The sequence below is a fragment of the Microbacterium aquilitoris genome, assembly GCF_031932285.1.
GTDB classification, from domain to species: domain Bacteria; phylum Actinomycetota; class Actinomycetes; order Actinomycetales; family Microbacteriaceae; genus Microbacterium; species Microbacterium aquilitoris.
This window is the reverse complement of the sequence record NZ_JAUZVT010000001.1, coordinates 104,713-128,168: the sequence shown is the minus strand read 5'-3', so window position 1 is coordinate 128,168 and position 23,456 is coordinate 104,713. Positions and strand designations below refer to the sequence as shown.

The following is a 23,456-nucleotide window of genomic DNA, read 5'->3' as shown; positions in this document are numbered from 1 at the left end:
ATCATGCACCCCAGCCGGCCTGCGTGCCGCCGACGCGCTCGTCGGCGATCTTCTGCAGGTGACCGGATGCCGCGAACGCGGCCATCGGGTTGGCGGGAAGCCCGCGCGACTCGCGCCACTCGGCGAGGGCGGGCCGGACGTCGGTGTAGAAGGCGTCCATGAGGATGCCGTTGGCGCCGAGCACGTCGTTGGCCTGCTGCGCGGCATCCAGGGCGTCGCGGTCGATGAGCAGGGCGCGCGCCGTCATCTCCTGCACGTTGAGCACCGAGCGGATCTGGCCCGGGATCTTGTCCTCGATGTTGTGGCACTGGTCGAGCATGAAGGCGACGTCGGGGTTGTTGAGCCCACCGCCGCGGACGACCTCGGTGAGGATGCGGAACAGCTGGAACGGGTCGGCCGAGCCCACGATCAGGTCGTCGTCGGCGTAGAAGCGCGAGTTGAAGTCGAAGGACCCGAGCTTTCCGAGACGCAGGAGCTGCATGACGATGAACTCGATGTTGGTGCCGGGGGCGTGGTGGCCGGTGTCGAGGCAGACCATCGCCTTGTCGCCGAGGGCGGCGACCTGGGCGTAGGACGTGCCCCAGTCGGGAACGTCGGTGTGGTAGAACGACGGCTCGAAGAACTTGTACTCGAGGACGAGACGCTGCGCGTCGCCGAGTCGGGCGTAGATCTGCTGCAGCGAGTCCTGCAGGCGGTCCTGGCGTCCGCGCATGTCGTTCTGACCGGGGTAGTTCGATCCCTCGGCGAGCCAGATCTTGAGGTCGCGCGACCCCGTCTCGTGCATGATGTCGATGCACTCGAGGTGGTGGTCGATCGCCTTGCGGCGGATCGCCTCGTCGTGATGGGTGAGTGCGCCGAACTTGTAGTCCTCGTCCTGGAACGTGTTCGAGTTGACGGTGCCCAGCTGCACGCCGAGGTCCTCGGCATGGCGGCGCAGGGCGGCGTAGTCGTCGACCTTGTCCCACGGGATGTGCAGCGCGACGGTCGGAGCCAGCGCGGTGTAGCGGTTGACCTCGGCGGCGTCCGCGATCTTCTCGAACGGATCGCGCGGCGTGCCGGCCGTCGCGAAGACGCGGAACCGGGTGCCGGAGTTGCCGAACGCCCAGCTGGGCAGTTCGATGGCCTGCCCCTCGAGCTGGGTGAGGATGTCGTGTGACAGCGTCGTCATGAGGGGTCGCTTTCTGAGGGGGCGTCGGCGGTCGCCGCCAACTGGTCGTGCAGGTTGAAGACTTCGGCGAGTGGGGTCGCCGCCTGGTCGGGGCGGCCCTCGAGGCCGACGAAGTAGCGGGCCATCTCGGCCTCCCAGCGCGCGGCGACGGGGGAGGCGGCGAGGTAGGCCTGCGCCGCGGTGTCGTCGTCGACCTCGTAGTAGCCGAACAGGCGCCCGCCGTCGCCGAGGAACAGGGAGTAGTTGCGACGACCGGATGCCTCGATCTCGGCGAGCATCTCGGGCCAGACGGGCGTGTGGCGCGCGACGTATTCGTCGATCAGGGCAGGGTCGATCTGCAGCTGGAAGGCGACGCGGATCATGTCACTCCTTCGTGAGGCCGGTGCATCGTCGGGGAAGCGTTTCATGAAACGATTCAAGATTCAGAACAGTAACGTGGGTCCGAAGCATCCGTCAAGGCAGGTCATGTGGCAGTCAGTGTGAAGGACGTCGCTCGCGCGGCAGGAGTGTCGGTGGGGACCGTGTCGAACGTCCTCAACCGGCCGGCGAAGGTATCCCCGGCGACCGTGGAACGCGTGCACGCGGCCATCTCCGCGCTCGGGTTCGTCCGCAACGACGCCGCGCGCCAACTGCGCGCCGGACGCAGTCGCACCGTCGGGCTCGTCGTCCTCGATACGGCCAACCCGTTCTTCGCCGAAGTCGCCCGCGGCGCCGAAGAGCGCGCCGCCGCGCACGGCGTGACCATCCTCCTCGGCAGCAGCGGGCAGGATGCCGTCCGCGAGAACGCCTACCTCGACCTGTTCCGCGAGCAGCGCGTCAACGGCGTGCTCCTCACCCCGTTGGCCCTCGACGACGCACGCGCCGAGACGCTCGAGACCGCCGGCGTCCCGATCGTCCTCCTCGACGCCGAAGCGGACGGCGATCTGCCCTCCGTGGCCGTCGACGACGTCGAGGGCGGATACCTCGCCGTCCAGCACCTGCTGCAGCAGGGGCGTCGCCGCATCCTGTTCGCCGGGGGACCGGCATCCGTCCGCCAGGTGGCGGACCGTCTCGACGGGGCGCGGCGCGCGCTCGCCGAGGTGCCCGAGGCGTCGCTCGAGGTCGCCGGGACCGACGAGCTCACGGTGCTCGCGGGGCGGCTCGTCGGCGAGCAGCTCGCCCGACGCGACGCGGCCGAGCGGCCCGACGGCGTGTTCTGCGCGAACGACCTGCTGGCCGTCGGGGTGCTGCAGGGTGCCGGCATCCTCGGATCGCTGCGCGTCCCCGAGGACCTCGCCCTCATCGGCTATGACGACATCGATTTCGCGCAGTCGACGGTCGTTCCGCTCAGCTCGATCCGTCAGCCCGCGCGCGAGATCGGCGCCGCGGCCGTCGACGCGCTGTTCGCCCTGCTGGAGGACCCGGATGCCGAGCCGCAGCGCATCCGCTTCCGCCCCGAGCTCGTCGTCCGGGCGTCGACCGGGGGCTGAGGCGCGGGCGACCGGGCGTCAGCGCGCGGCCGAGCGCACCAGCGAGGTCAGGAGCGCTGCCGCGTACTCGCGGTTGTCGGCGGTGATGGCGGGCACCGCCGGGGCGCGATGGTCCGACGCGATGCGGAAGCCTTTGGCCTCGGCATCCCACGTGATTTCCGTGATGTCGGCGAGCGGCGTCCGGTGCACGTCCTCCATCAGGTCGCGCGAGTAGAGCGCGGCGTCGGTGATCGCGATCCCGTAGACGCCGGCGAGTGTGGCGCTCGACAGCGAAGCGAGGGGGCGGTCGGATGCCGGGAGTTTCCACTTCGCGGAGAGCTTGGCGAGGTGCTTCGCGTCCTTGGGTCGCGAGGGAAGCGAGAAGTCGGAGGACAGCCTGCTGGCGAGCACCAGCTCCTCGACGGAGGCGGGCGCCTCGACCGGCGGGTCGGTGACGGCGACCGTCCCGCGCACCGTGTCGATGACGGCGGCCAGATAGCGCGCGACCGCAGGACGGTCGTCGGGTGCCAGCACCCGCTCGGTCGGGGCGAGATCGACCGGGGTGTCGCGCACGCGCAGGGCGGTCCCCTCGATCCGGATCTCGGACGTCCCCAGTGAGGCGAGGCTGAGGGGGATCGCGTCGAGGTCGTCGACGCCCTCGACGTAGAGGGAGCGATCGGTCACGAGCACACCGCGGGAGTGGCGCCGGCCGAGCAGATCGAGGGTGTGGAAGCCCCAGAACAGGACCGGTAGATCTCCGTCCGAGAAGGCTCCGCGCAGGTACATCTGCTCGACCGCCTTCCAGAACACGGCTTCGGCGTCGGCGTAGTCGGGGTGGTCGGTCTGGCCGGCGCGGAACACCAGCCGGCTGATCGCCTCGGGCGTCTCGACCGCCGACACCTCGGCGAGCAGGCGGTCGAACAGCTCCCGCCTGCCGGGGCTGAGGGTCTGGAGGTACTCGGTGAGGTTGCTCGGCCCAGGCATGGCTCGTCCCGTCGTCGGTTCCGGATGTCGTGCCCATTGTGGCCGGTCCCGGGGTTTCGCGGGAAGGGAAGGCGCGTGCGCTCCCGTGCCCCCATTGACACGATTCAACGCCGCGCATAGGCTCGGCGAACGACTGGGGAAAACGCATTCCATCACGAGTTCAAGGGTGAACAGCATGAGAAGACCCGTCCGCACATCCGTCGTCGCCGCGCTCGCCGCAGCGGCCCTCCTCATCCCGGCTCAGGCCGCGATGGCGCACCCCGGCCATGGGCCGGGAAAGCCGAAGCCCGGCACGTCGCCACAGCTCGAGAAGCTCGACCGCGGCCTCGTCGCTCTTCCGGGCGAGGACGGTGTCCACCTCACGTGGCGCCTGCTCAAGAGCGAGGCGACCGGCGCGTCGGCGACGGGCCTCACCGGCACCGACTTCGTCGTCAAGCGCGATGGCAAGCGCATCGCGACCGTCACCGATTCGACGACCTATCTCGACCCCGACGGCACCGACCGCTCGACGTACACCGTCTCGCCGCTGCAGGGCAAGCGCGAGGGCAAGCCGTCCGAGAGGGCGACCGTGCAGGGGTCGCCGTTCCTCGACATCCCGCTCACGAAGCCCGCCGACGGCGTGACTCCCGCGGGCGAGGCGTACACCTACTCGGCGAACGACGTCTCCGTCGGCGACGTGGACGGTGACGGCGCATACGAGTACGTCGTCAAGTGGGACCCGTCGAACTCGAAGGACGTCTCGCAGGTCGGCTACACGGGCCCGGTCTACATCGACACGTACGAGCTCGACGGCACGCTGCTGAACCGCATCGACCTCGGTGTGAACATCCGCGCCGGCGCGCACTACACGCAGTTCCTCGTCTACGACTTCGACGGCAACGGCAAGGCCGAGATCATGATGAAGACGGCGCCGGGCACGAAGAGCACGGAGTTCAAGAAGGGCAAGGCGAAGAAGTCCGAGTACGTCACGATGCCGAAGGCCGACCGCAAGGCTGGCTACTCGCACTCCGACGACTATCGGTTGAGCGCCGACGACTACGCCGCGCACCTCGCCGACGTGTTCCAGGGCTGGTCGGAGCGCCCCGAGGTCGTGTCGGGTCAATGGCCCGCCACGATCGAAGAGGCGCTCGGCACCGAACCGACGCACGATTACCCCCTGTCGCGCGCGGACGCCGAGGAACTCGTCGACTACTTCATCGACGTCTACGCCCCCTCGCGTTCGGCCCGCAACGTGCTGCGGAACTTCGAAGGCTTCATCGTCGATGGCCCCGAGTACTTGACGGTGTTCGAGGGCAAGACCGGCAAGGAGCTCGAGACGGTCCGCTACGAGCCGGGTCGCGGTGACGACGGCCTGCTCTGGGGCGACTACGCGATGTCGCGCATCGAGCCCGGCAACCGCGTCGACCGCTTCCTGTCGGGCGTCGCCTACCTCGACGGGAAGCGTCCGTCGGCGGTGTTCGCCCGCGGCTACTACACGCGCTCGACCGTCGCGACCTACGACTGGAACGGCAAGCACCTGACGAAGCGCTGGTTCGTCGACAGTGGGCACGTCCCCCTGACGAACCCGTTCAACGACGGGCCGCACGGCCGCGACGGAACCGATCCCGAGTACGGCACGCTCACGACGCAGGGCTTCCACAGCCTGAGCGCCGCCGATGTCGACGGCGACGGAAAGCAGGAGATCGTCTACGGCTCCGCGACGCTCGACGACGACGGCAGCCTGCTGTACTCGTCGTTCGACACTATGCCCGAGGGCAGTGCGACGCCCGGCGAGAACGTGCGTCTCGGTCACGGCGACGCGATGCACGTCGGCGACTTCGACCCGAACCGCCCCGGCAAGGAGATCTTCACGGTCCACGAGGGCGGCGCGTACGCCCCGTACGGCACGGCGATGCGGGATGCCGCGACGGGTGAGGTGCTCTTCGGCGCCTACTCCGGAAAGGACACCGGCCGCGGGATGGTCGGTGACGTCCGCCCGGACGTCCCGGGCATCGAGGCGTGGTCGAGCATGCCCGCGGGGACGGATGCCTCCGGCCTCCTCTCCGCGGACGGCGACGTCCTGCAGTCCACCAACCCCGGCACGAACATGTCGATCCGCTGGGCCGGCGACCTGACGACGCAGATCGTGAACGGCGCGCAGACCGTGACCCCGACGATCGACGACTGGACGCGCGGGACGATGCTCACGGCATCCGGCACCCTCACCAACAACGGCACGAAGGGCAACCCGTCGCTGGTGGCGGACGTCCTCGGCGACTGGCGTGAGGAACTGCTCGTGCGGACGGCCGACTCGTCGGCGCTGCGCATGTACATCTCGACCGAGCCGACCGAGCACAAGCTCTACACGCTCATGCACGACCCGCAGTACCGGGCCGAGATCGCGCGTCAGCAGACGACGTACAACCAGCCCACGTACACGGACTTCTACCTCGCGTCCGACATGTCGTTCGCGAAGGTGCCGCTGCGCTGAGTGGTGACGTGAGTGGGGGCGGATGCCGGTGGCATCCGCCCCCTCTTCGTTGTCGGACTGTCGTCAGTCGGTCTTGCGGCGACGCGGCCCGGCTGAGCGGGGCGGCGCAGCGCGCATGTGGTCGCGGATCCGTCCGAGGACGTCAGCGAGCATGCGGGCCTCGCCGTCGGCGAGGGGCGACAGGAAGTAGCCCCCGAGGATCTCCAGGTGTCCGGGGAAGACCTTCGCGAGCAGCGCGCGACCGGCATCCGTGATCGTCACGGTCACGCTGCGCTCATCGTCAACCGAGGGGGCGCGCGTGACGAGGCCGCGCGATTCCAGCAGCTGCGCCTGATAGGTCAGGCCGCTGCGGCTGTAGACGACGCCGTCGGCGAGGTCGGTCATGCGCGCGCTGCCATCGGGGGCATCGCCGAGCGTCGCGAGGACGTGGAACTGCACGTAGCTGAGGCCACCGGCATCCTTCAGCTGCTGTTCGACGGCGTGCCGCAGGAGGTTGCCCACCTCGGTCACGGCGAAGTACGCACCCAGGTCGGCATCGCTGATCTCGCTCATGGGTCGAGACTATCATTGTTTCGAGTTCGAACTACTTGCTTCGAATTCCAAATAGCGCTACCGTTTCCCTATTGCTTCAGATTCGAAGCAAAACGAGAGGAAAAGACCATGAAGACGATGCGATTCTTCGAGACAGGCGACCCGTCCGTGCTGACGCTCGACGACATCGAGACGCCGACACCCGCCGCCGGGCAGGTGCTGCTGCGCGTTGCGGGCGCCGGCGTGAACCCCGCCGACAACGGCATCCGCTTCGGCAGGCTGCCGATCCCGATCACGCTGCCGCACACCCCGGGCTACGACGTGTCGGGGATCGTGATCTCGGTAGGCGACGGTGTCGCCGATGTCGCCGTCGGCGATGAGGTGGTGGGATTCCTGCCGATGACCGACGACGGCGCCGCGGCGGAGTACGTCATCGCCCCCGCAGAAGCGCTGGTGTCGGCTCCGACCTCGATCGCGCTGGCGGATGCCGCGGGACTTCCGTCCGTGGCCCTCACCGCCTGGCAGGCCCTGTTCGAGTACGCCGACCTGCACGCCGGCCAGCGCATCGTGATCACGGGCGCCGGGGGCGTCGTCGGTCTGCACGCCGTCCGTCTCGCGAAGCGTGCCGGCGCCCACGTGATCGCGACGGCGACCGGGCGCAGTCGCGCCGCTGTGGCGGATGCCGGGGCCGACCAGGTGATCGACCACACGACGACCTCGGCGGCATCCGTCGTCGACGAACCGGTCGACGTCGTCCTCAACCTCGCCCCGATCAGCGCGGAGGAGTTCGTCGCGCTCGCCGCGAGGGTCCGAGACGGCGGTGTGGTCGTGTCGACGACCGCATGGATGGCGACCCCCTCGGACGAGGCGCGGGGCGTCCGAGGCGTGACCGTATTCGTCCGCAGTGACCGGGATCAGCTCGCCGAACTCGTCCGTCTCGTCGACTCCGGCGAGTTGCGGGTCGACATCGCCGAGCGGATTCCGCTCGCCGCGTTGCCCGAGGTGCACGCCCGGCTCGAGGCGGGTCAGGTGCACGGAAAGATCGTCGTCACGCCGACCGCGTGATCGAGCGGGGTCAGCGCGCGCGGACGAGCGCGTTCACGCGCTGCTGCCAGTCGCGCAGTTGCCACATCGGGTGGTGCGGGGCGGCGTTCGAGCAGAGGACGACGCCCCACACACCGCGGTCGAGAGCGGTGCGGATGCCGTGTTCCGCCAGCTCGCGCCCGGTCTCGGACTCCTCGAACCCGCCCTGCAGCGGCGTGTAGCCGACCCAGCCCTCGCCGATCACCGCGGGCACGCCGTGCCAGCGCGCCCACTCGGCGATCGCGATGACGCGGGATTCGATCTCGCGGTGCATCACCTCGGCGTAGCGCGGGTATTCGTCGTCGAGCCAGGCGTCCCAGGCCGCGGCATCCACCCAGTCGTAGCCGTAGATCATCTGGTCGGTGACGACCGTGGCGCGGAGCTTCCACTCGGCGGGCCGGCCGTACTCGGCGGGCGTGGGCGCATCGGCGCGCACCAGGGCGCCCAGGTCGGCGTTCGGGAAGTCCCCGCTCCCCTCGGAACGGATGTCGATGCGCTTCTGGAGGGCGTCGAGCACCCCGTAGCTGTAGACGTGGCACTGCGCGGCCGAGAGGGTGGCGGGCAGTTGGTGCATCGCCAGGTGCGGCGGCTTGCCGATGCTCGCCGTCACGATCAGGTCGGGATGCCGCTGCTGCAGCCCTTCCAGCGCGGTCGCCCCGCCGTCGGTCACCGCCGGCAGGATCGAGAAGTCGACCTCGTTGTGGATCTCGACGAGGGCGATGAGGTCGCGGGCGCCCTGTTCGTCGATCCACGCGAGCATCCGGTCCCACGCCTCCGCGAGCACCCGGTAGCGGTCTTCCAACGGCACGGCCTCGACGGCCTCGAACCACCGGGGTGACGCGGCGAACGCGCAGGACTGCTGATACTCCCAGCTCGACAGGATCAGCACGAGGCCGTGCCGCCGTGCGGCGGCAAACAGTGCGGCGAGGTGTGCGCGCACGTCGATCGCGTAGCCGCCCGGGGTGTCGTACCAGCGCGTGCGCTGCCCGTAGTACCCGCCGGATGCCGCGGCTCCGAGCCCCTCGATCGTGAGGTCCCGGGCGAGGTCGTCGAGGCCCAGGTCGCCGAACAGCAGCAAGGGAGCGGCGCAGATGCGGATCGCGTTGTAGCCGAGCGACGCGGCGTCGGCGCACGCGGCGTCGAGGTCGGCGTACACGTCTCCCTCGCCGGCGCGGGTGTACCAGGAGAAGTCCCACAGTGTGATCGCGAGACGGTCCGGGAGGTGTGCGGGAACGGGTCCTGTCGGTCCGTACGGGTTTTGGGGAAGGTTGCCCGACCCCAGGTAGCGATCGGTCATGCGTTCATCCTCTCGTTCGCGATGGTGCGGCCGTCGGCGGCCAGGTCGCGCAGCGCGGCGGCCTGCGTCCGGCGACGGTCGGCGGTGTCGAGATCGAACACCAGGAGCTCCGGCAGCGAGGTCGCGAAGTAGTCGACCTCGTCGGGTGCGGCCTCGATCTGTGCGGCACGCGCGTCGAGCGCATCCCAGATCGCCTCGGCGGCGGCGGTCTCGCCCAGACGTGCGTGCGCGACGCCGATCCAGAACGTCGCTTCGTCGGCGGGGCGCGGAGCGACCGCGAGCGGCGTCGCCGCACAGGCCCGCTCCCAGGCGGCGCGGACGGCCGCGTCGTCGCCCGCGAGGCGGTGCGCGTCGCCGAGGGCAACGAACCGTTCCGCCTGTGGGACGGCGGGATGCCGGCCCTCGCCGAGATTCGCGGGGGCGTCGATCCCCGCCTCGAGCAGGGCGACGGCGGCATCCGCACGGCCCGCGGCGCAGAAGCGTCGCGCCATGAGGCAGGCCGCGCGGTCGTAGGCGGCCAGCACGACCCCCTCGCCGCCCTCGAACGGGCGGAACACGCGCGTCGTCAGGATCCGCCACGCGTCGTCGACCCGGTCGGCGTCGAGCAGCAGCCCGACATGGGTGACCGCGAGGTCGTCGCGGGTGTCGAGCGCGGCGGGGTGGCGTTCCATGAGCGCGAGGCGGGCCGCAGCATCCGTTCCCGTCAGCTGCGCGAGCAGGTCGCGCTCGAGGACGAGGCGCGGGTCGGGGCGGTGAGCGAGGGCGGTCTCGTAGAGGTCGGCCGCCTCGGCGGGGTCGCCGCCGGTGCGGACCGTCGCGAGGGCGAGGTTGCGCAGCATGACCGGGTCGTCGCAGCCCAGGTCCCGTGCGCGCTGGAGAGCCGAGCGGGCGTCATGGTCGCGACCGGCGTCGAGCAGCCAGGCGCCGAGCATCGCCGCGGCGGCGGAGGACCCGGCCGCGGTGCCGGCGACGAGGGCATCGTGCTGGTCGAGTCCTGCGGGGAAGGCGCCGCCGAGGTCGAGGAGGTCGGCGGCGGCGCGCTCAGTCGCGGCCAGATCGGGGCGCCCGGCGGCATCCGCCCACGCTGCGCGGAGGATCAGCCGGACCGGCTCGAGGTTGCCGAATCCGGGGTCGCCGGTCGCCTCACGCTCGGTCGCGGCGAGGGCCTCGTCGAGCGCGCCGGCGCGGGCGAACTCGGCGCCGGCGTCGAGCGCGGCGCGCGGGTCCGACGGTGCGGAGCCCGTCAGGCAGGCGGTGATCGGGTCGAGGGGGTCCGCCGCGATCAGGGCATCGAGTGCTGCGTCGTCGTCGCGCCCGAGCCGGCGCAGCGCGAGTACGCGGAGGCGCCGGGCCTCGGCGATCGACCCGGCGGCGTCTGCCCGTCGAAGGGCGTCGGCCGGTCGACCGTCCGCCAGGGCAAGACGGGCGCGAGCGAGGGATGCCGGTGCCGCCCACACCGCGTTCCACGCCGCGCGCGCGAACCGCCGGTCGGCGTCGGCGCGCTCGCCGAGACGCTCGAGCGCGAGCCCGAGCAGGTAGTGCGCCTCGCCGTCACGGGGGTTGAGGTTGCGTCGGGTCTCGCGGGCGACCGCCGCCTCGAGGTGATCGCGCGCCGCGGCGTACTCGCCCCGCGCGAGGTGCCACGATCCGAGCATCGTGCGCGCGCGGGCGTCGTCCGGATCACGCCGGAGTGCTTCGTGGAGGTAGGGGAGGGGCGACCGGGAGGGATGCCGGTACTGCACGAGATGCGTCGCGGTGAGCAGCAGCTCGTCGGTGCCCTCGATTCGCTCGGCCGGCTCGGGCGCTGTCGCGACCCAGGGCTCGATCGGTTCCGCGTCGCGCCGGAACCATCGGACGAGGGTCGCGTCGCCCGCGACCAGCGCCACCGCGACTGCCGTCCCGGCGACCTCGACAACGGCGGGGGAGTCGGGTCCGACGGAGACCTGGAACATCTCCCGTCTGTCGTCGACCTCGACCTCGAGGTGTGCCGCCTCGTGCGCGCGCGTCGTGATCACGCCGATGCGCGATCGGCCGCCCTCGCTGGTGACCGAGACCGCGGCATCCGTCGTCGCCTGCCGAACCGGACCGATCGCGTGGATCGGGAACCAGTGCTGCGAGAACGTCTTCGTCTCGCCGGGGACGAGCCACGCGAAGTCGGGCTGGTTGTCGGTGTAGACGCCAGCCATGAGCTCGACGTAGGGGCCGTCGGTGTCGGTCAGCTGGTCGTCCCACGCGCGTCCGATCGGCCCGTCGCCCCATGTCCACTGCTTCTTGCCCGGTGAGATCGCGGGGTCGGCCCAGTGCACGAAGCCCGCATCGGCGGCGTGGTCGTAGCCGCCGAAGAAGCCGTCGTCGGTGTCGGTGATCATGTACGACGTCGGAACCGGGATGTTGCTGTAGACGTCGATGCGGTGGGCGTCGGGGCGCTCGGTGGCGAGCGCGGGGTAGTCGACGCCGTAGTACGGCCGGTCCGCGCGGGGGAACGCGGTGATCGCGCGGCGGGCGTGATCGGCGACGTAGCTCACGTCGTCGGGGAAGAAGGATTGGTACTGCTCGTGCGACCGGGCGGCGACGTTCGCCCACCACAGGAAGGTCTGCGGAACGTCGGTGCGGTTGTGCAGGCGCACGTCGAGCTCGATGAGGGAGGACCCCGGTCGTAGGCGCACGCCGTGGATGCCCCGCATCCGCTGCAGGGGATCGAGGTCGCTGTGCCAGACGACCGCCGCGCCGTCGTCCTCGCGCTCGATGCGGCTGTCGACGGGGAGGAACGTCGCCGGGCGATGGTGCTGTGGCCAGTTGAACTCGACGCCGCCCGAGATCCACGGGCCGGCGAGGCCGACGAGCGCCGGTTTGATGACGTTGTTCCGGTAGAAGAAGTCGTAGCCGGCGACCTTGTCGTAGCCGATGTGGATGCGCCCGCCGAGCTCGGGCAGCAGCATCAGCCGGACGTAGGCGTTCTCGAGGTGGATCGCCCGCCACGTGCGGGGCCGCTTCTGGTGCGAGATCGACTCGATCATCGGCAGCGGATAGACCCGCCCGCTCGAGCCCTGGTAGACGCGCCGGTCCAGGAACGCCGGGTACGGGTCGGGGTCGCCGGGATCGTACGTGTCGATGATGACGTCCTCGGACCAGCACGCGACCCCGCCGACGTCGAGCAGCGCCTGCTGGTCGGCGGGTGCGTCGGGGAGCAGGATGCGGCTGGGCGCGGCGTCGGGCATGGGGCGAATCTATGCGGGGTGGCGAGTGCCGGCCATGGGTTCGCGTGCGGTCGGCATGGACGATTCGACGATGCGGTGCGGCAGGATGAAGGGATGCAGCGCGCGGACGGGTTCGAGCGGCAGCGGCTGAGCGTCGTGCCGCGTCCCGTCGTCGAGGCAGCCCTCGCCAAGCCGGTGACCCGGCGGATGGTGGTGACGGATGCCGGGTACTTCCCACGCGCGGCGGGCCACGGCCGGCATCGCCCTGCGGGTGCGCCCGAGACGATCGTCATCGTCTGCGTGTCGGGGGCCGGATGGGTCGAGGCGGGCGGTCAACGGACGCGCGTCGGGTCGGCGACGGCGATCGTCATCCCTGGCGATGTGCCCCATTCCTACGGAGCGGATGCCGCGGATCCCTGGACGATCTGGTGGTGCCACGTGCGCGGCTCGGACGTGCCGGAGCTGGTCGAGGCGGCCGGGGTATCGATCGACCGGCTGGTGCTGCCGCTGCGCGCCGTCGACCGGGCGACCGCCCTGCTCGACGAGATCTCGACGTCGCTGGCGCGAGACACGACGCCTGCGCGGATGGTCGCGGCATCCGGGATGGCGTGGCGGTTGTTCACACAGCTCGCCGTCGACCGTCTGCTGCCGGAGCACGGGACGCCCGTCGAGCGGGCGCTGCGCTACCTCGAGCAGCGCATCGACGGCGCGGTGCACGTGGGAGAGCTCGCGGCGATGGTCGGGGTGTCGCCCTCGCACCTCGCTGCCCTGTTCCGCGATGCGACCGGCGGCGGGGTCATCGCGCACCACCTCGCACTGAAGATGGCGCATGCCCGGCACCTGCTCGATACGACCGACCTGCCCGTCGCCGAGGTCGCGCGTCGCGTCGGCATGGACGATGCGTTCTACTTCTCGCGGAGGTTCCGCGTCGCCCACGGGGTGTCGCCGACGGCGTATCGGGGGCAGGGGAAGGGCTGATCGGTCCACCTTCGCGGGCGCAGTCGTCGTCTGAGCGCGCCGCGGACGCTAGTGGGTGCCGTCGAGAATGAGTCGGGTTGCTTCATCCGCCGCGTCCCATTGAGGGAAGTGGCCGCAGCGCTCGAACCAGTGCAGTACGGCGTCCGGGAACAGTTCTGTGGCTCGAGAGGCCTGACGAGGCACCGTAACCAGATCACGCCGCCCCCACCCGATCGTGACCCGGCCAGGTACCGTCCCGGCCGGGGCGCCCTGTTGCTTGGGTCCCTTTGTGAGGGCGTTCATGGCGGCACCGGTCGACGGCGAATCGGCCAGTCCGCGCACGTCCGGCAGCACGGTCTCGGGCGAGAGGGCCCACGGCCGCGCCGACAACTGCGCCAGCAGCAGGGTCCGTCCGACGGGGTTGCCCAGCAGGGCCGGCAGCATGCCTCGCAGCGCTCTGACCAGAGCGATCGAGGGCCGCAACGTGGCGCCGAAGACGGCGAGCTCGCGGTGACTCCAGAAGCCGCCCGGGTCCAACGCCACAGCGTCACCGCCGACCCCTCGCCGCGCGAGCTCGAGCACGATTCGGCCGCCCATCGACTGGCCTGCGGTCGAAACCCCGTCCAGCCCCTGCTCGCGGATGAAGTCCGCGACAGAGTCGGTCAACGTGGTGATCGAGACCTCACCGGCCAAGGCCGGAGTCTCACCGAACCCGGGTAAGTCGACGGCGATGACCTCACGATGTTCCGCCAGTTGGTCGAGGATCGGGGCCCAAGACCGCCACCCTGCACCCAGGCCGTGTACGAGTAGCAGAGGGCTGCCGTTCCCGCGTCGAATGTGGTTCAGCGTCACCCATGCAACGCTATCCCGCGCGGGTCTAGGGAGGGCCGGATCGCCAGAAGCAGCCATCGCCCCTGCGTGTGCGTGCGTTCGATCCGCATCCGCGTTTCCATGGTCGCGAGTTCGGCCCGCTTCGGAGAGTCCTGTCCACGGTGGCAGCGAGGGCGACCGCCGCCGACGGCATGCCTGGACGATCCGACGGCCTCGCCGCGCCACGTCGGCTCGCGCTCCTAGGCTCGGACCCGTCCCCGCCCCCGTTGGAGTCTCGATGACGCGCGTCCACGCCCTCACCGTCCACCCGCCCGCCACGACCGAGCTCGCGGGCATCCGCCCATCGGCGGGTGATGACTCCGGCGTCGAGGTGACGGTCCAGTCCGTCCGGCAGGGCGGCATCCCGATCTTCCCGATCACCGGCGAGATCCACTACTCCCGCATCCCTCGCGGGGAGTGGATGCCGGTGCTCACCGCCGCCCGCGCCGGCGGCCTCACCCACGTGTCGACCTACGTCCTCTGGAATCACCACGAGCCGGAGCGCGGACGGCCGGACTTCACCGGCGGACTCGACGTGCGCGCCTTCCTTGAGACAGCGCGCGACGCCGGTCTCGGGCTCATCCTGCGGATCGGCCCGTACGCCCACGCCGAGGCGCGGCACGGCGGTCTGCCGGACTGGCTCGTCGACTCGGGGCTGCCGCTGCGCACCAACGACCCGGCCTACCTCGGCGAAGTCGAGCGGTGGTACGCCCTGCTCGCCGAGCAGGTTCGCGGCATCCCGCTGTTCTCGATCCAGGTCGACAACGAGCTCTACGACGGTGCCGATCACCTCACCCGGCTGCGCGAGATGGCGGAGGGGCTCGGCCTGCGCGCGCCCGTCTGGACGGCGACCGGGTGGGGCGGAGCCCAGCTGCCGGACGGATTCCTGCCGGTCTACGGCGGATACCCCGAGTCGTTCTGGGTCGACGCCGACGTCGAGCCCGATCTGCGCAGCCACGCGAACTTCTACCCGTCACCGCGCCGCGACGACGATTCGATCGGCGCCGACCACCGCGCCGGCGAGCCCGTCGCCGAAGCGGTGCGGTCGCCGCATCCGTTCACGACCTGCGAGCTCGGGTCGGGTATGACCTCGGCGTACCACCGCCGTCTCGACGTGCCGGCCGCCGACGTCGCGGCCCTCGCGATGGCCAAGCTCGCCTCGGGCAGCGTCTGGCAGGGGTACTACATGTACGCCGACGGCCGGAATCCGTGCCGTGGCCTGCAGGAGTCGCACGCTGCGGCCGGACCGAACGACTTCCCCGAGATCGCCTATGACTTCGGTGCTCCCGTGCAGGTCGACGGAGCGACGCGGCCGAGCTGGGCCGCGCTCCGCCGACAGCACCTCATGCTCGCGCGCTGGGGCTCGGCGCTCGCCGCGATGCCGGCCTTCTTCGCCGAGGACGCCGTCGACTCGCCTGACGTCTCGGGGCTGCGGTGGTCGGTGCGCTCCAACGGATCGAGCGGTTTCGTGTTCGTCGTGAACCGGCATCCCGGGGTCGACCTGCCCGCCCAAGAGGGTGTGCGGTTCGAGGTGGGTGAGACGGTGTTCCCCGAGGTCGACATCCCGACCGGCGCGGTGTTCGCCTGGCCGTTCGGGATGCCGCTCGGCGACGCGACCGTGCACTGGCTCACCGCGCAACCGGTGACCGAGGTGATGTGGCGCGGAGCGCCGCTGCTGGTCGCGGCGGCGACCGACGGCATCCCGCCTCAGCTCTCAGCCGACGCGGACGTCACGGAGATCGCCGCGGACCGTGGGCGCATGTGGGAGCTGACGCGCGACGGTGGGGTGGTCGCGCGGGTGCTCGTCCTCGACGAAGCGGATGGCGATGCGATCGCGGTCGCCGGCGGGCGGGTCGTCTGGGCGCCGGGCGCGGTCGTGGCCGACGGTGGGGCGGTCTCCTTCGCGGGGGATGTCGCGGTCTCGCCGCGCCTCGAGGTGCTGGGCGAAGACGGCTGGGCGAGGGTCGACGTTGGGCGCGGACGTGGGGCGAGCGTCGCGGTGACGCTCGAACGGTCCGCCGGGGCGCCCCCGGCCGGCGCCGAACAGGGCGGTCGCGCGTCGATTCCGGCGGAGTGGGATGCCGCCGCGATCGTGACGATCGCGGTCGACCCGGCCGACGAGCGCACGTTGCGCCTGGAGTGGATCGGCGATGTCGCCCGCGCGTGGGCCGCCGACCGGCTCGTCTCCGACGCTCTGTGGACCGGTCGCCCCTGGCGCATCCCGGCACACCTTCGCGGCGACGCGACCGAGCTGCGGATCGAGATCCTGCCCGGGAAGCCGTCCGCACGTGTGCGCTTCCCCGGCCAGGTGCCCGTCGGGGCGGGGATCACGCGCGCGGAGCTCGAAGGCCGCACGCACGCGCGGGTCTGAGGCGTCCACGCCTCCGGGTCGAACCCACTCTGTGCGAGGGGGATGCAGGGGTCGTCTCGCGCACAGGCGGCCAGGGGGCACTCGGCCACGTGTCCCGTGCTAGTTTTCGGGCGAGCCCGCCCAAGGCGCGTCTACCCGGTAGGGGCGCGCCCAGCCCGCAGTTCGGAGAGGGTGGCCGCCCGTTCGAGCCGGGCCGGGTCCGGGGAACTCACTGCACTGCGGGTGCTGTCGGGGTTCCCGCATGGAGGAGACATCCACCGGTCCCCTTCAAGCCGACTCGCCCTCATCGCGCGGACACCACCGCGTTGTCGAGCGCGTCGAGGTCGACGCCGGGGCGTGAGACGGCGTTGGTGAGCAGCACCCACGCGATCCCCGCACTCGGGTGCACCCAGAACTCGGTGCCCGCCCAGCCGCCGTGCCCGTAGACGTCCTGGTCGATGAGGCCGGGCGCGCGCGAGCGCAGGTTCCACGTGAACCCCCAGTCCTGCCCGCGCTCGGCGATGTACGGCTCGAGCCGAGGGATGTCGCCTGTCAGCGGTCGCCGCATCATCGCGAGCGTCGCCGGCTGCAGGACGCCGCCGGTCGCCCCGCCCTCGATGCGCAGCAGCTCCGAGCCCAGTCGCAGCAGGTCCTCGGCACGGCCGACGAGCCCGGCACCCGGATGCCGCAGCGCGGCGAACCGGGCCATGTCGACGCCCGACGCCGCAGCGTCGACCACCTCGACCGAGCCGGCGTGGTCGAGGCTGAGCCCGTCGGCGCCGATCTCGCCGGCCCACTGGGCGACGGCATCCGCCCAGTCGTGCCCGGTCGCGTGCTCGACGAGCGCCGCGATCCCCTCGAACGCGAGCGACGAGTAGCGCGAGGCGCTGCCCGCGGCGAAGTCCCGACCGCGGGTGACGAGCTCCTCACGCAGCGGCGTCACGGGGTCGAGCGGCGGCTCGGCGATGCCGGCGGTGTGCGAGGCGAGGTGACGCAGCAGCACCACGTCGTCGCGCCCCGCGCCGAACTCTGGCACAGCATCCCGAAGCGGCGTCTCGGTCGTCAGCAGCCCGCGCTCGATCGCCCGCGCCGCGGCGATCCCCAGCAGGGGCTTCGTGATCGAGAAGAGCGGGTACCGATCGGATGCCGCGGCCCCGAAGCCCTCGAGCGCGACCGTCCCCTCGGCCGTGGCCACACCGAGCACGGCCGACGGCAGCCGGCCCGCATCGACGTGCCCGCGGACGCGGTCGAACGCCGCGCTCATGCGGACGGCACCTGCAGCACGCCGTTGCGGCGGTGCGGCAGCCGAGCGAGCGATGCATCGCGGAGCGCCTCGGGCAGCAGCGCGTCGGGCGCGTCCTGGAACGCGACCGGTCGCAGGAACCGGCGGATCGCGGTCGCGCCGACCGAGGTGTGGAGCGACGTCGTCGCGGGCCACGGTCCGCCGTGCTGCTGCGACCACGTCACGGCGACGCCGGTCGGCCAGCCTGCGAACAGTACGCGTCCGGCGCGCAGCTGCAGCAGCTCGAGCACCTCGGCGACGTCCTCGCCCGCTTCGCTGTGGAGGGTCGCGGTGAGGCTTCCCGGCACGGCACGCAGGGCCCGCAGCAGCTCGGCGTGGTCGCTGTAGCGGACGAGCAGCGTGACCGGTCCGAACACCTCGGCGATCAGCGTCTCGGGGCGCTCGGCGACCGCCGCGGCATCCGTCGTCAACACCACGGGGCGGGCGCCGTCGGGCGTCTCGGCGCCCTGGGCGAGCACCTCGACCGACGGGTCGGCCTCGAGGTCGCGGATGCCGTCGGGGAATGCGGTCGTGATGCGCTCGGTCAGCAGCGGCCCACCCGCCGCGCCCGCGACGGCGTCGGCGACGAGCTGCTCGATGCCGGCATCCCGCGGGATGAAGACGACGCCCGGCTTCGTGCAGAACTGGCCGGCGCCGAGGGTGAACGAGCCGACGAGGCCCGTCGCAAGCGCCTCACCGCGCGCGGCGGCCGCGCCGGTCGTGACGACGACGGGGTTCACGCTGCCGAGCTCGCCGTAGAACGGGATCGGGTCGGGCCGTCCGTTCGCGAGGTCGAACAGCGCGCGGCCGCCCGAGAGCGAGCCGGTGAACCCGGCCGCCTGGATGGCGGGGTGCTGCACGAGCGCGTTCCCGGCCTCGCGGCCCTCGATGAGGGCGAGCGATCCGTCGGGCGCCCCCGCGGCGCGAAGCGCCTCGATCGCGATCGCGGCGGTGCGCTCCGACAGCTCGGGGTGGCCGGAGTGCGCCTTCACGATGACGGGGTTGCCCGCCGCCCACGCCGAGGCGGTGTCGCCGCCGCAGACCGAGAAGGCGAACGGGAAGTTGGATGCCGAGAACACGGCGACCGGGCCGACGCCGACCAGCAGGCGACGCAGCTCGGGGCGGGGCGGGGTTGCCGAGGCATCCGCGTCGTCGACCGTCAGCTCGAGGTAGGAACCCTCGCGGACGACCGAGGCGAACAGACGCAGCTGACCGGTCGTGCGACCGACCTCGCCGCGCAGGCGCACGGCGCCGAGGCGCGTCTCACGGTCGGCGATCGCGACCAGCTCGTCGGCGTTCGCGTCGAGCGCGTCGGCGACGGCGCTCAGCCAGCGGGCGCGATCGTCGGCGGACGACGTGCGCCAGATCGGCGCGGCGGCCGCCGCGGCGTCGGTGAGGCGGGTGAGCTCTTCGGGTGACGTGGTCATCACAGTCCTTCCGGGTGGGTGAAGCGCAGTCCGAGACCCTCGTGGGGCACCTCGGTCAGGGTCCCGTCGACGATGGCGACGGGGGAGGGGGTCTCGAGCGCACCGAGGGCGCCGAACGCGGCGTCTTCGATGTCCTCGACGAGGACCTCCTGGGGCAGAACCAGCGCGAGCTGGCCCGACAGTTCGGGCAACAGGTGGGGGTGCAGGTCTATGCCCGCAGTGTGCGCGTCGCCCGCGATCTTGAGGAACGGGGTGATCCCGCCGACGCGGACGATGTTCGGCTGCACGACCTGCGCCGCGCCCGAGCGCACGAAGTCGTCGAAGCGGTAGCGGGTGTGCACGTTCTCGCCGAGGGCGATCGGTACTCCCGATCCGCCCCGCAGGCGCCTCGCGAGCTCGATGTGCCCGGCGAGGTCGTCGGCGCGCAGCGGCTCTTCGATCCAGGCGATATCGGATGCCGCGAGTGCCTCGACGGCGGTCGTCGCCCGGTCGAGGTCCCACCGCTGGTTCGCGTCGACCATGAGTGCGCGGTCGGGTCCGATGACGTCACGCACCGCGGCGACGCGCGCGACGTCGCGGGCGAGGTCGGGGCTGCCGACCTTCATCTTGACGGCGCCGAAGCCGGCATCGACCCAGCGCCGCGCCTGGGCGAGCAGGTCGTCGAGCTCGTAGTGCAGGTTGATGCCGCTGCCGTAGGAGCGCACCGAGTCGCGACGGCGACCGATCGAGGTCGACACCGAGATGCCGGCCGCGCGGGCCGCGGCATCCCACAGCGCGAGGTCGAGACCCGCGATCGCGATCGTCGTGAGGCCGCCGCCACCCGCCTCGTGCAGGTGGCGCCACAGCTCGCGCCAGACCTCCGCCGGCTCGGCCGAGCGGCCGACGGCGAAGGCGGGGATGTCGTGCTGAAGCAGCGCGAGAACCGCCTCGGCGCCGATCTGCGGGGTCCAGGAGAAGCCCCACCCCTCGGCGCCGTCCGATCGCACGACGTGGGTCGCGATGACGCCGACCGACGTGACGTCTGCGGCCCACGGGCGCGTCAGCGGCACCCGGATCAGCCGGGCGCCTAGTGAGGCGATCGTGGTCACAGCAGTGCGCGGCCCGCGGCGAGGATCTCGGCCAGACGGGCCTCCTGGGCCGCGGTCGGGTCGACCAGCGGAGCGCGGACCGAACCGACGGGGAGTCCCTCGAGGCGCAGGCCCGCCTTGATGAGCGAGACGCCGAAGCCAGGGGTCTCGTCGCGGAGCGCGACGAGCGGCGCGTAGAACCCGTCGAGGATCGCCATCCGACGCGCCTCGTCGCCGTCGATGTACGCGCGGTAGTACGCGTTCGCCACCTCCGGGATCATCGCGAAGGCCGCCGAGGAGTACAGCGGCACGCCGATGCCGCGGTACGCGCCCTGGGTCAGCTCGGCGGTCAGCAGACCGTTGAAGAACGCGAAGTCCTCACGACCGGCATCCGCGACCGCCCGGACGATCAGCTGCGTGGCGCCGATGTCGCCGATGCCGTCCTTGAAGCCGATGACCTTCGGGTTCGCGGCGAGCGTGCGGATCGACTCGGCCGTGAACGCCGCCGACCCGCGGTGGTAGACGATGACAGGCAGATCGGATGCCGCGGCGATCGCCTCGACGTAGGCGATGAGCCCGCGCTGCGGGGCCCCCACGAGGTACGGCGGCAGGACGAGCAGGCCGTCGGCACCGGCATCGGCCGCGGAGCGCGCGACCTCGATCGCGTGGCCCAGAGGGCCGCCGGCTCCGGCGATGACGGGGACGCGACCGGCGACCGCGTCGACCGCGGTGCGGACCACGAGCGCCGACTCGCTGGCGGACAGGGCGTGGAACTCGCCCGTGCCGCACGCGGGGAAGACGCCGCCGGCACCGGCATCCACTCCTGCGGTGACGTGCTGGGTCAGGAGGTCGGTCTCGACGCGGTCCGCCGAGTCGAACGGGGTGACGGGGAAGAAGAGGATGCCGCGGAAGTTCATACCGGCACGTCCTTTCGATCGGAGACGGCGTTCAGGGAGGAGGCGGTGAGTTCGGTCCGCCACGAGTGCCGCGGCCGCCAGCCGAGCACGCGCGCCGCCTTCGCGTTCGAGAACGCGGGCGAGGTGCCGGTGAGGGCGCGGGCGAGGTCGTCGGTCCCGGGGACGAAGCGCGGCAGGAGCTCGGCCAGGGGGGCGTCGGCCAGCGCATCGTCGGCGCCGACGAAGAACACCTCGGCGTTCGGGATGTCGGGGAGCGCCCCCAGCAGCAGATCGGTGAACGATGCAACGTCGCGGGCGTCGACGTAGTTGAAGAGGGCCGGAGCCGACAGTGCGGGATCGGCGATCCGCTCGGCGACCGTGTGGCCCTGCTGGGTCGGGGCCCCCGCCCATTCCTCGGGCGCGATGACGTAGCAGGGGCGGAACGTCGCGTAGCGGACGTCGTCGCCGGTGCGCCGGTGCAGCATCGACACGGTCTGCTCGATCATGAGCTTCGACAGCGCGTACGCGTTCCACGGCCGCGGCGCCGACGTCTCGTCGAGCGGCAGGGACTCGGGCAGCCAGCCCGACGGGTTGCCGTAACCGAGCACGGTGGGGCTGGATGCCGCGACGATGCGTCCGATGCCGGCATCCACCGCTCCGCCGAGGACCGAGACGGCGAGGCCGGTGTTCGTCCGCATGATGACGTCTTCGGGGGCGCTGAACGGCACGGCGATCGCGGCGAGGTGGACGATGGAGTCGGCCTTCGCCCGCACGAGCGTCTCGGCCGTGGCCGCCGCGTCGAGCAGGTCGATCGAGATCTGCTCGACGCCGTCGATGCGGAGGTCGTCGGACGGGGCGCGGTCGAGCGAGACGACCTCGTGCCCGAACGCGGCGAGACCGGCGACCAGGTTGCGTCCCAGCCGGCCGGAGCCGCCGGTGACGACGACGCGACTCATCGGGTGGCCCTAGGGGTCGAGTCGCGGAGGATCGCGACGCCGAGGTCGGCGACCTGCACGGGCAGGCCCGTCTCGAGCGAGCGGTTGCCGGCGATGCCGACCGCGATCGATCGGACGCCGTCGGTCCAGTCGGCAGGACGGCCGAGCGGGTCGTTCACCGGCCCTGCGAAGACATCGGCCAGGAGCAGGGCGTCGCCGCCGCCGTGAGCGGATTCGCCCGAGACGATCGGAACCTCGACGGCCTCCTCCCAGTGGCGCTGCACGAGCAGGCGCTCGCCCATGGGGCGGAGGCTCGAGTGCGCGGCATCCTGCACCGCGCTGGGGTCGACGACCGGGTGCAGTCCGTCGCCGACGAGGACGGCGCCCCGCTCGACGACCTCGAGCTCCGCGCGGCCCTCGGTGCCGTTGATCGCGACGCGGTAGCCCTCCCAGGGGGCGTGCGCGTTCAGCGAGTACGACAGGGTCGCGCCGTCCGAGTAGTCGACGACGAGGGCGAGGTTGTCCTCGATCGTGATGCCGGGTCCGAAGACGTCGCGGTCGCGGACGTAACCGTCGTGCTGCTCGGCGTCGAGGTACAGCGCGCGCAGGCGCTCGTCGCCGCGCAGGTCGAGCTCGAACGGGTCGCGGTTGCCGTCGTGCGTGCCGCGGTCGGGGCGGTCACCGAGGCCACGGGCGGCGGCGTTGTCGGCGCCGTAGAAGCGGAGGGCTCCCGAGGCGAAGACGCGGCGCGGGCGCTGCCCGATCCACCAGTTGACGAGGTCGAAGTGGTGGCTGGACTTGTGGACGAGGAGCCCGCCGGAGTGCTCCTTCTCGCGGTGCCAGCGGCGGAAGTAGTCCGCGCCGTGCTGCGTGTCGAGCATCCAGGAGAAGTCGATGGAGGTGACGCGACCGATCCGGCCCTCGGCGATGACCTGGCGCAGGGCGGTGTTGCGCGGCGCGTACCGGTAGTTGAAGGTCAGGACGACCGATCGCCCCGTGCGCTGGGCGGCCGCCTCGATCGTGGCGGCGCTGGCCGCGTCGATGGTGAGGGGCTTCTCGACGACGACGTCGGCCCCAGCATCCATCGATCGGACGATCAGCTCGGCGTGCAGGTCGTCGCGCGCCGTCACGATGACCCGCTCGATGCGCTCTGCGCGGATCATCTCCTCGAGCTGGTCGGGCTGCCAGGTGGACGGAGCGGCGAGGCCGTGGTCGACGAGGCGGTCGACGTAGAACTGCGCGCGGGTCGGGTTCGGCTCGCAGATCGCGACGAGGTCGGCGCGGTCGCGGTAGTCGTCGGCGATGGCGTCCACGTACATCTGTGCGCGGTGGCCTGCGCCGACGAGGGCGTACCGGGTGGTCATGGCTCTCCTTCGTGCCGGACTCCTCCGAGCCGGGAAACAGGCTCAGGAAACGTTTTCTCAGACGGTAGCACGGATGCCACCGGCTCCGCGAGGAATGTTCTCGAGCGGCAGTGGATCGTTTCAGTCGCGC

Annotated in this window: 18 protein-coding genes; 5 read left to right on the top strand and 13 right to left on the bottom strand. The window is 71.6% G+C overall.

Features of this window, described 5'->3' with window-relative positions; translation table 11 throughout:
* Position 1: 1 nt before the first annotated feature.
* Together rhaI and Q9S78_RS00580 are read right to left on the bottom strand one after the other, a co-directional pair.
* Entirely contained in the window at positions 2–1,168 is a 1,167-nt protein-coding gene (gene rhaI, locus Q9S78_RS00585; RefSeq protein ID WP_311868149.1) for an L-rhamnose isomerase, read from the bottom strand.
* Complete coding sequence (locus Q9S78_RS00580) at positions 1,165–1,530, bottom strand: L-rhamnose mutarotase (RefSeq protein WP_116227599.1); 366 nt, start codon at positions 1,528–1,530, stop codon at positions 1,165–1,167. Before Q9S78_RS00580 ends, rhaI begins: the two co-directional genes overlap by 4 nt.
* Before the next feature lie 105 nt (positions 1,531–1,635).
* Between Q9S78_RS00580 and Q9S78_RS00575 the strand changes: the two genes are divergently transcribed.
* Entirely contained in the window at positions 1,636–2,637 is a 1,002-nt protein-coding gene (locus tag Q9S78_RS00575; protein WP_311868147.1) for a LacI family DNA-binding transcriptional regulator, read from the top strand.
* An 18-nt stretch (positions 2,638–2,655) separates the two neighbouring features.
* Here the strand turns inward: Q9S78_RS00575 and Q9S78_RS00570 are convergent, their stop codons facing one another.
* The gene (locus Q9S78_RS00570; protein WP_311868145.1) at positions 2,656–3,600 is read right to left on the bottom strand and encodes a hypothetical protein; all 945 of its coding nucleotides are present in this window, start codon (positions 3,598–3,600) and stop codon (positions 2,656–2,658) included.
* Positions 3,601–3,775: 175 nt separating this feature from the next.
* Here Q9S78_RS00570 and Q9S78_RS00565 point away from each other — a divergent pair, with 175 nt between their 5' ends.
* Positions 3,776–6,070: a rhamnogalacturonan lyase gene (locus Q9S78_RS00565; protein ID WP_376716522.1), complete on the top strand. Its 2,295-nt coding sequence runs from the start codon at positions 3,776–3,778 to the stop codon at positions 6,068–6,070.
* A gap of 63 nt (positions 6,071–6,133) precedes the next feature.
* Here the strand turns inward: Q9S78_RS00565 and Q9S78_RS00560 are convergent, their stop codons facing one another.
* Positions 6,134–6,622 carry a MarR family winged helix-turn-helix transcriptional regulator gene (locus Q9S78_RS00560; RefSeq protein WP_311868141.1) on the bottom strand — a complete coding sequence of 163 codons (489 nt, stop codon included), beginning with the start codon at positions 6,620–6,622 and terminating at the stop codon, positions 6,134–6,136.
* Positions 6,623–6,730: 108 nt separating this feature from the next.
* On the opposite strand from Q9S78_RS00560, the gene Q9S78_RS00555 reads away from it, so the two are divergent.
* Positions 6,731–7,666: an NADP-dependent oxidoreductase gene (locus Q9S78_RS00555; protein WP_311868139.1), complete on the top strand. Its 936-nt coding sequence runs from the start codon at positions 6,731–6,733 to the stop codon at positions 7,664–7,666.
* 10 nt (positions 7,667–7,676) lie between these two features.
* Here Q9S78_RS00555 and Q9S78_RS00550 read toward each other — a convergent pair whose 3' ends face one another.
* On the bottom strand, positions 7,677–8,981 hold the full coding sequence (locus Q9S78_RS00550; protein ID WP_311868137.1) for a cellulase-like family protein: 1,305 nt from the start codon (positions 8,979–8,981) through the stop codon (positions 7,677–7,679).
* Complete coding sequence (locus tag Q9S78_RS00545) at positions 8,978–12,199, bottom strand: DUF5107 domain-containing protein (RefSeq protein WP_311868135.1); 3,222 nt, start codon at positions 12,197–12,199, stop codon at positions 8,978–8,980. Before Q9S78_RS00545 ends, Q9S78_RS00550 begins: the two co-directional genes overlap by 4 nt.
* A gap of 93 nt (positions 12,200–12,292) precedes the next feature.
* Here Q9S78_RS00545 and Q9S78_RS00540 point away from each other — a divergent pair, with 93 nt between their 5' ends.
* A complete protein-coding gene (locus Q9S78_RS00540) occupies positions 12,293–13,156 on the top strand; it encodes an AraC family transcriptional regulator (RefSeq protein WP_311868133.1) in 864 nt (287 codons plus the stop codon).
* A gap of 48 nt (positions 13,157–13,204) precedes the next feature.
* On the opposite strand, the gene Q9S78_RS00535 is transcribed toward Q9S78_RS00540, so the two are convergent.
* Positions 13,205–13,987, bottom strand: a complete 783-nt coding sequence (locus Q9S78_RS00535; RefSeq protein WP_311868131.1) for an alpha/beta fold hydrolase — start codon at positions 13,985–13,987, stop codon at positions 13,205–13,207.
* Between the two features lie 256 nt (positions 13,988–14,243).
* Here Q9S78_RS00535 and Q9S78_RS00530 point away from each other — a divergent pair, with 256 nt between their 5' ends.
* On the top strand, positions 14,244–16,376 hold the full coding sequence (locus Q9S78_RS00530) for a beta-galactosidase (RefSeq protein ID WP_311868129.1): 2,133 nt from the start codon (positions 14,244–14,246) through the stop codon (positions 16,374–16,376).
* A gap of 283 nt (positions 16,377–16,659) precedes the next feature.
* On the opposite strand, the gene Q9S78_RS00525 is transcribed toward Q9S78_RS00530, so the two are convergent.
* The 6 genes from Q9S78_RS00525 to Q9S78_RS00500 are packed head-to-tail and all read right to left on the bottom strand — an operon-like array spanning position 16,660 to position 23,326.
* Positions 16,660–17,619 (bottom strand): serine hydrolase domain-containing protein, encoded by a 960-nt coding sequence (locus tag Q9S78_RS00525; RefSeq protein ID WP_311868127.1) that lies wholly within the window; start codon positions 17,617–17,619, stop codon positions 16,660–16,662.
* A complete protein-coding gene (locus Q9S78_RS00520; protein WP_311868125.1) occupies positions 17,616–19,064 on the bottom strand; it encodes an aldehyde dehydrogenase (NADP(+)) in 1,449 nt (482 codons plus the stop codon). The genes Q9S78_RS00525 and Q9S78_RS00520 overlap by 4 nt, the downstream gene beginning before the upstream one ends.
* Entirely contained in the window at positions 19,064–20,152 is a 1,089-nt protein-coding gene (locus tag Q9S78_RS00515) for a mandelate racemase/muconate lactonizing enzyme family protein (protein WP_311868123.1), read from the bottom strand. Before Q9S78_RS00515 ends, Q9S78_RS00520 begins: the two co-directional genes overlap by 1 nt.
* The gene (locus Q9S78_RS00510; RefSeq protein WP_020098526.1) at positions 20,149–21,048 is read right to left on the bottom strand and encodes a 5-dehydro-4-deoxyglucarate dehydratase; all 900 of its coding nucleotides are present in this window, start codon (positions 21,046–21,048) and stop codon (positions 20,149–20,151) included. Before Q9S78_RS00510 ends, Q9S78_RS00515 begins: the two co-directional genes overlap by 4 nt.
* The gene (locus Q9S78_RS00505) at positions 21,045–21,983 is read right to left on the bottom strand and encodes an NAD-dependent epimerase/dehydratase family protein (protein WP_311868120.1); all 939 of its coding nucleotides are present in this window, start codon (positions 21,981–21,983) and stop codon (positions 21,045–21,047) included. The genes Q9S78_RS00510 and Q9S78_RS00505 overlap by 4 nt, the downstream gene beginning before the upstream one ends.
* Positions 21,980–23,326 (bottom strand): Gfo/Idh/MocA family protein, encoded by a 1,347-nt coding sequence (locus Q9S78_RS00500; RefSeq protein ID WP_311868118.1) that lies wholly within the window; start codon positions 23,324–23,326, stop codon positions 21,980–21,982. The genes Q9S78_RS00505 and Q9S78_RS00500 overlap by 4 nt, the downstream gene beginning before the upstream one ends.
* Positions 23,327–23,456 lie beyond the last annotated feature (130 nt).

Coding starts and splice junctions, on each gene's coding strand:
- rhaI (WP_311868149.1), bottom strand. CDS start 1,168: ATGACGACGCTGTCACACGACATCCTCACCCAGCTCGAGGGGCAGGCC.
- Q9S78_RS00580 (WP_116227599.1), bottom strand. CDS start 1,530: ATGATCCGCGTCGCCTTCCAGCTGCAGATCGACCCTGCCCTGATCGAC.
- Q9S78_RS00570 (WP_311868145.1), bottom strand. CDS start 3,600: ATGCCTGGGCCGAGCAACCTCACCGAGTACCTCCAGACCCTCAGCCCC.
- Q9S78_RS00565 (WP_376716522.1), top strand. CDS start 3,776: ATGAGAAGACCCGTCCGCACATCCGTCGTCGCCGCGCTCGCCGCAGCG.
- Q9S78_RS00560 (WP_311868141.1), bottom strand. CDS start 6,622: ATGAGCGAGATCAGCGATGCCGACCTGGGTGCGTACTTCGCCGTGACC.
- Q9S78_RS00555 (WP_311868139.1), top strand. CDS start 6,731: ATGAAGACGATGCGATTCTTCGAGACAGGCGACCCGTCCGTGCTGACG.
- Q9S78_RS00550 (WP_311868137.1), bottom strand. CDS start 8,981: ATGACCGATCGCTACCTGGGGTCGGGCAACCTTCCCCAAAACCCGTAC.
- Q9S78_RS00545 (WP_311868135.1), bottom strand. CDS start 12,199: ATGCCCGACGCCGCGCCCAGCCGCATCCTGCTCCCCGACGCACCCGCC.
- Q9S78_RS00540 (WP_311868133.1), top strand. CDS start 12,293: ATGCAGCGCGCGGACGGGTTCGAGCGGCAGCGGCTGAGCGTCGTGCCG.
- Q9S78_RS00530 (WP_311868129.1), top strand. CDS start 14,244: ATGACGCGCGTCCACGCCCTCACCGTCCACCCGCCCGCCACGACCGAG.
- Q9S78_RS00525 (WP_311868127.1), bottom strand. CDS start 17,619: ATGAGCGCGGCGTTCGACCGCGTCCGCGGGCACGTCGATGCGGGCCGG.
- Q9S78_RS00520 (WP_311868125.1), bottom strand. CDS start 19,064: ATGACCACGTCACCCGAAGAGCTCACCCGCCTCACCGACGCCGCGGCG.
- Q9S78_RS00510 (WP_020098526.1), bottom strand. CDS start 21,048: ATGAACTTCCGCGGCATCCTCTTCTTCCCCGTCACCCCGTTCGACTCG.
- Q9S78_RS00505 (WP_311868120.1), bottom strand. CDS start 21,983: ATGAGTCGCGTCGTCGTCACCGGCGGCTCCGGCCGGCTGGGACGCAAC.
- Q9S78_RS00500 (WP_311868118.1), bottom strand. CDS start 23,326: ATGACCACCCGGTACGCCCTCGTCGGCGCAGGCCACCGCGCACAGATG.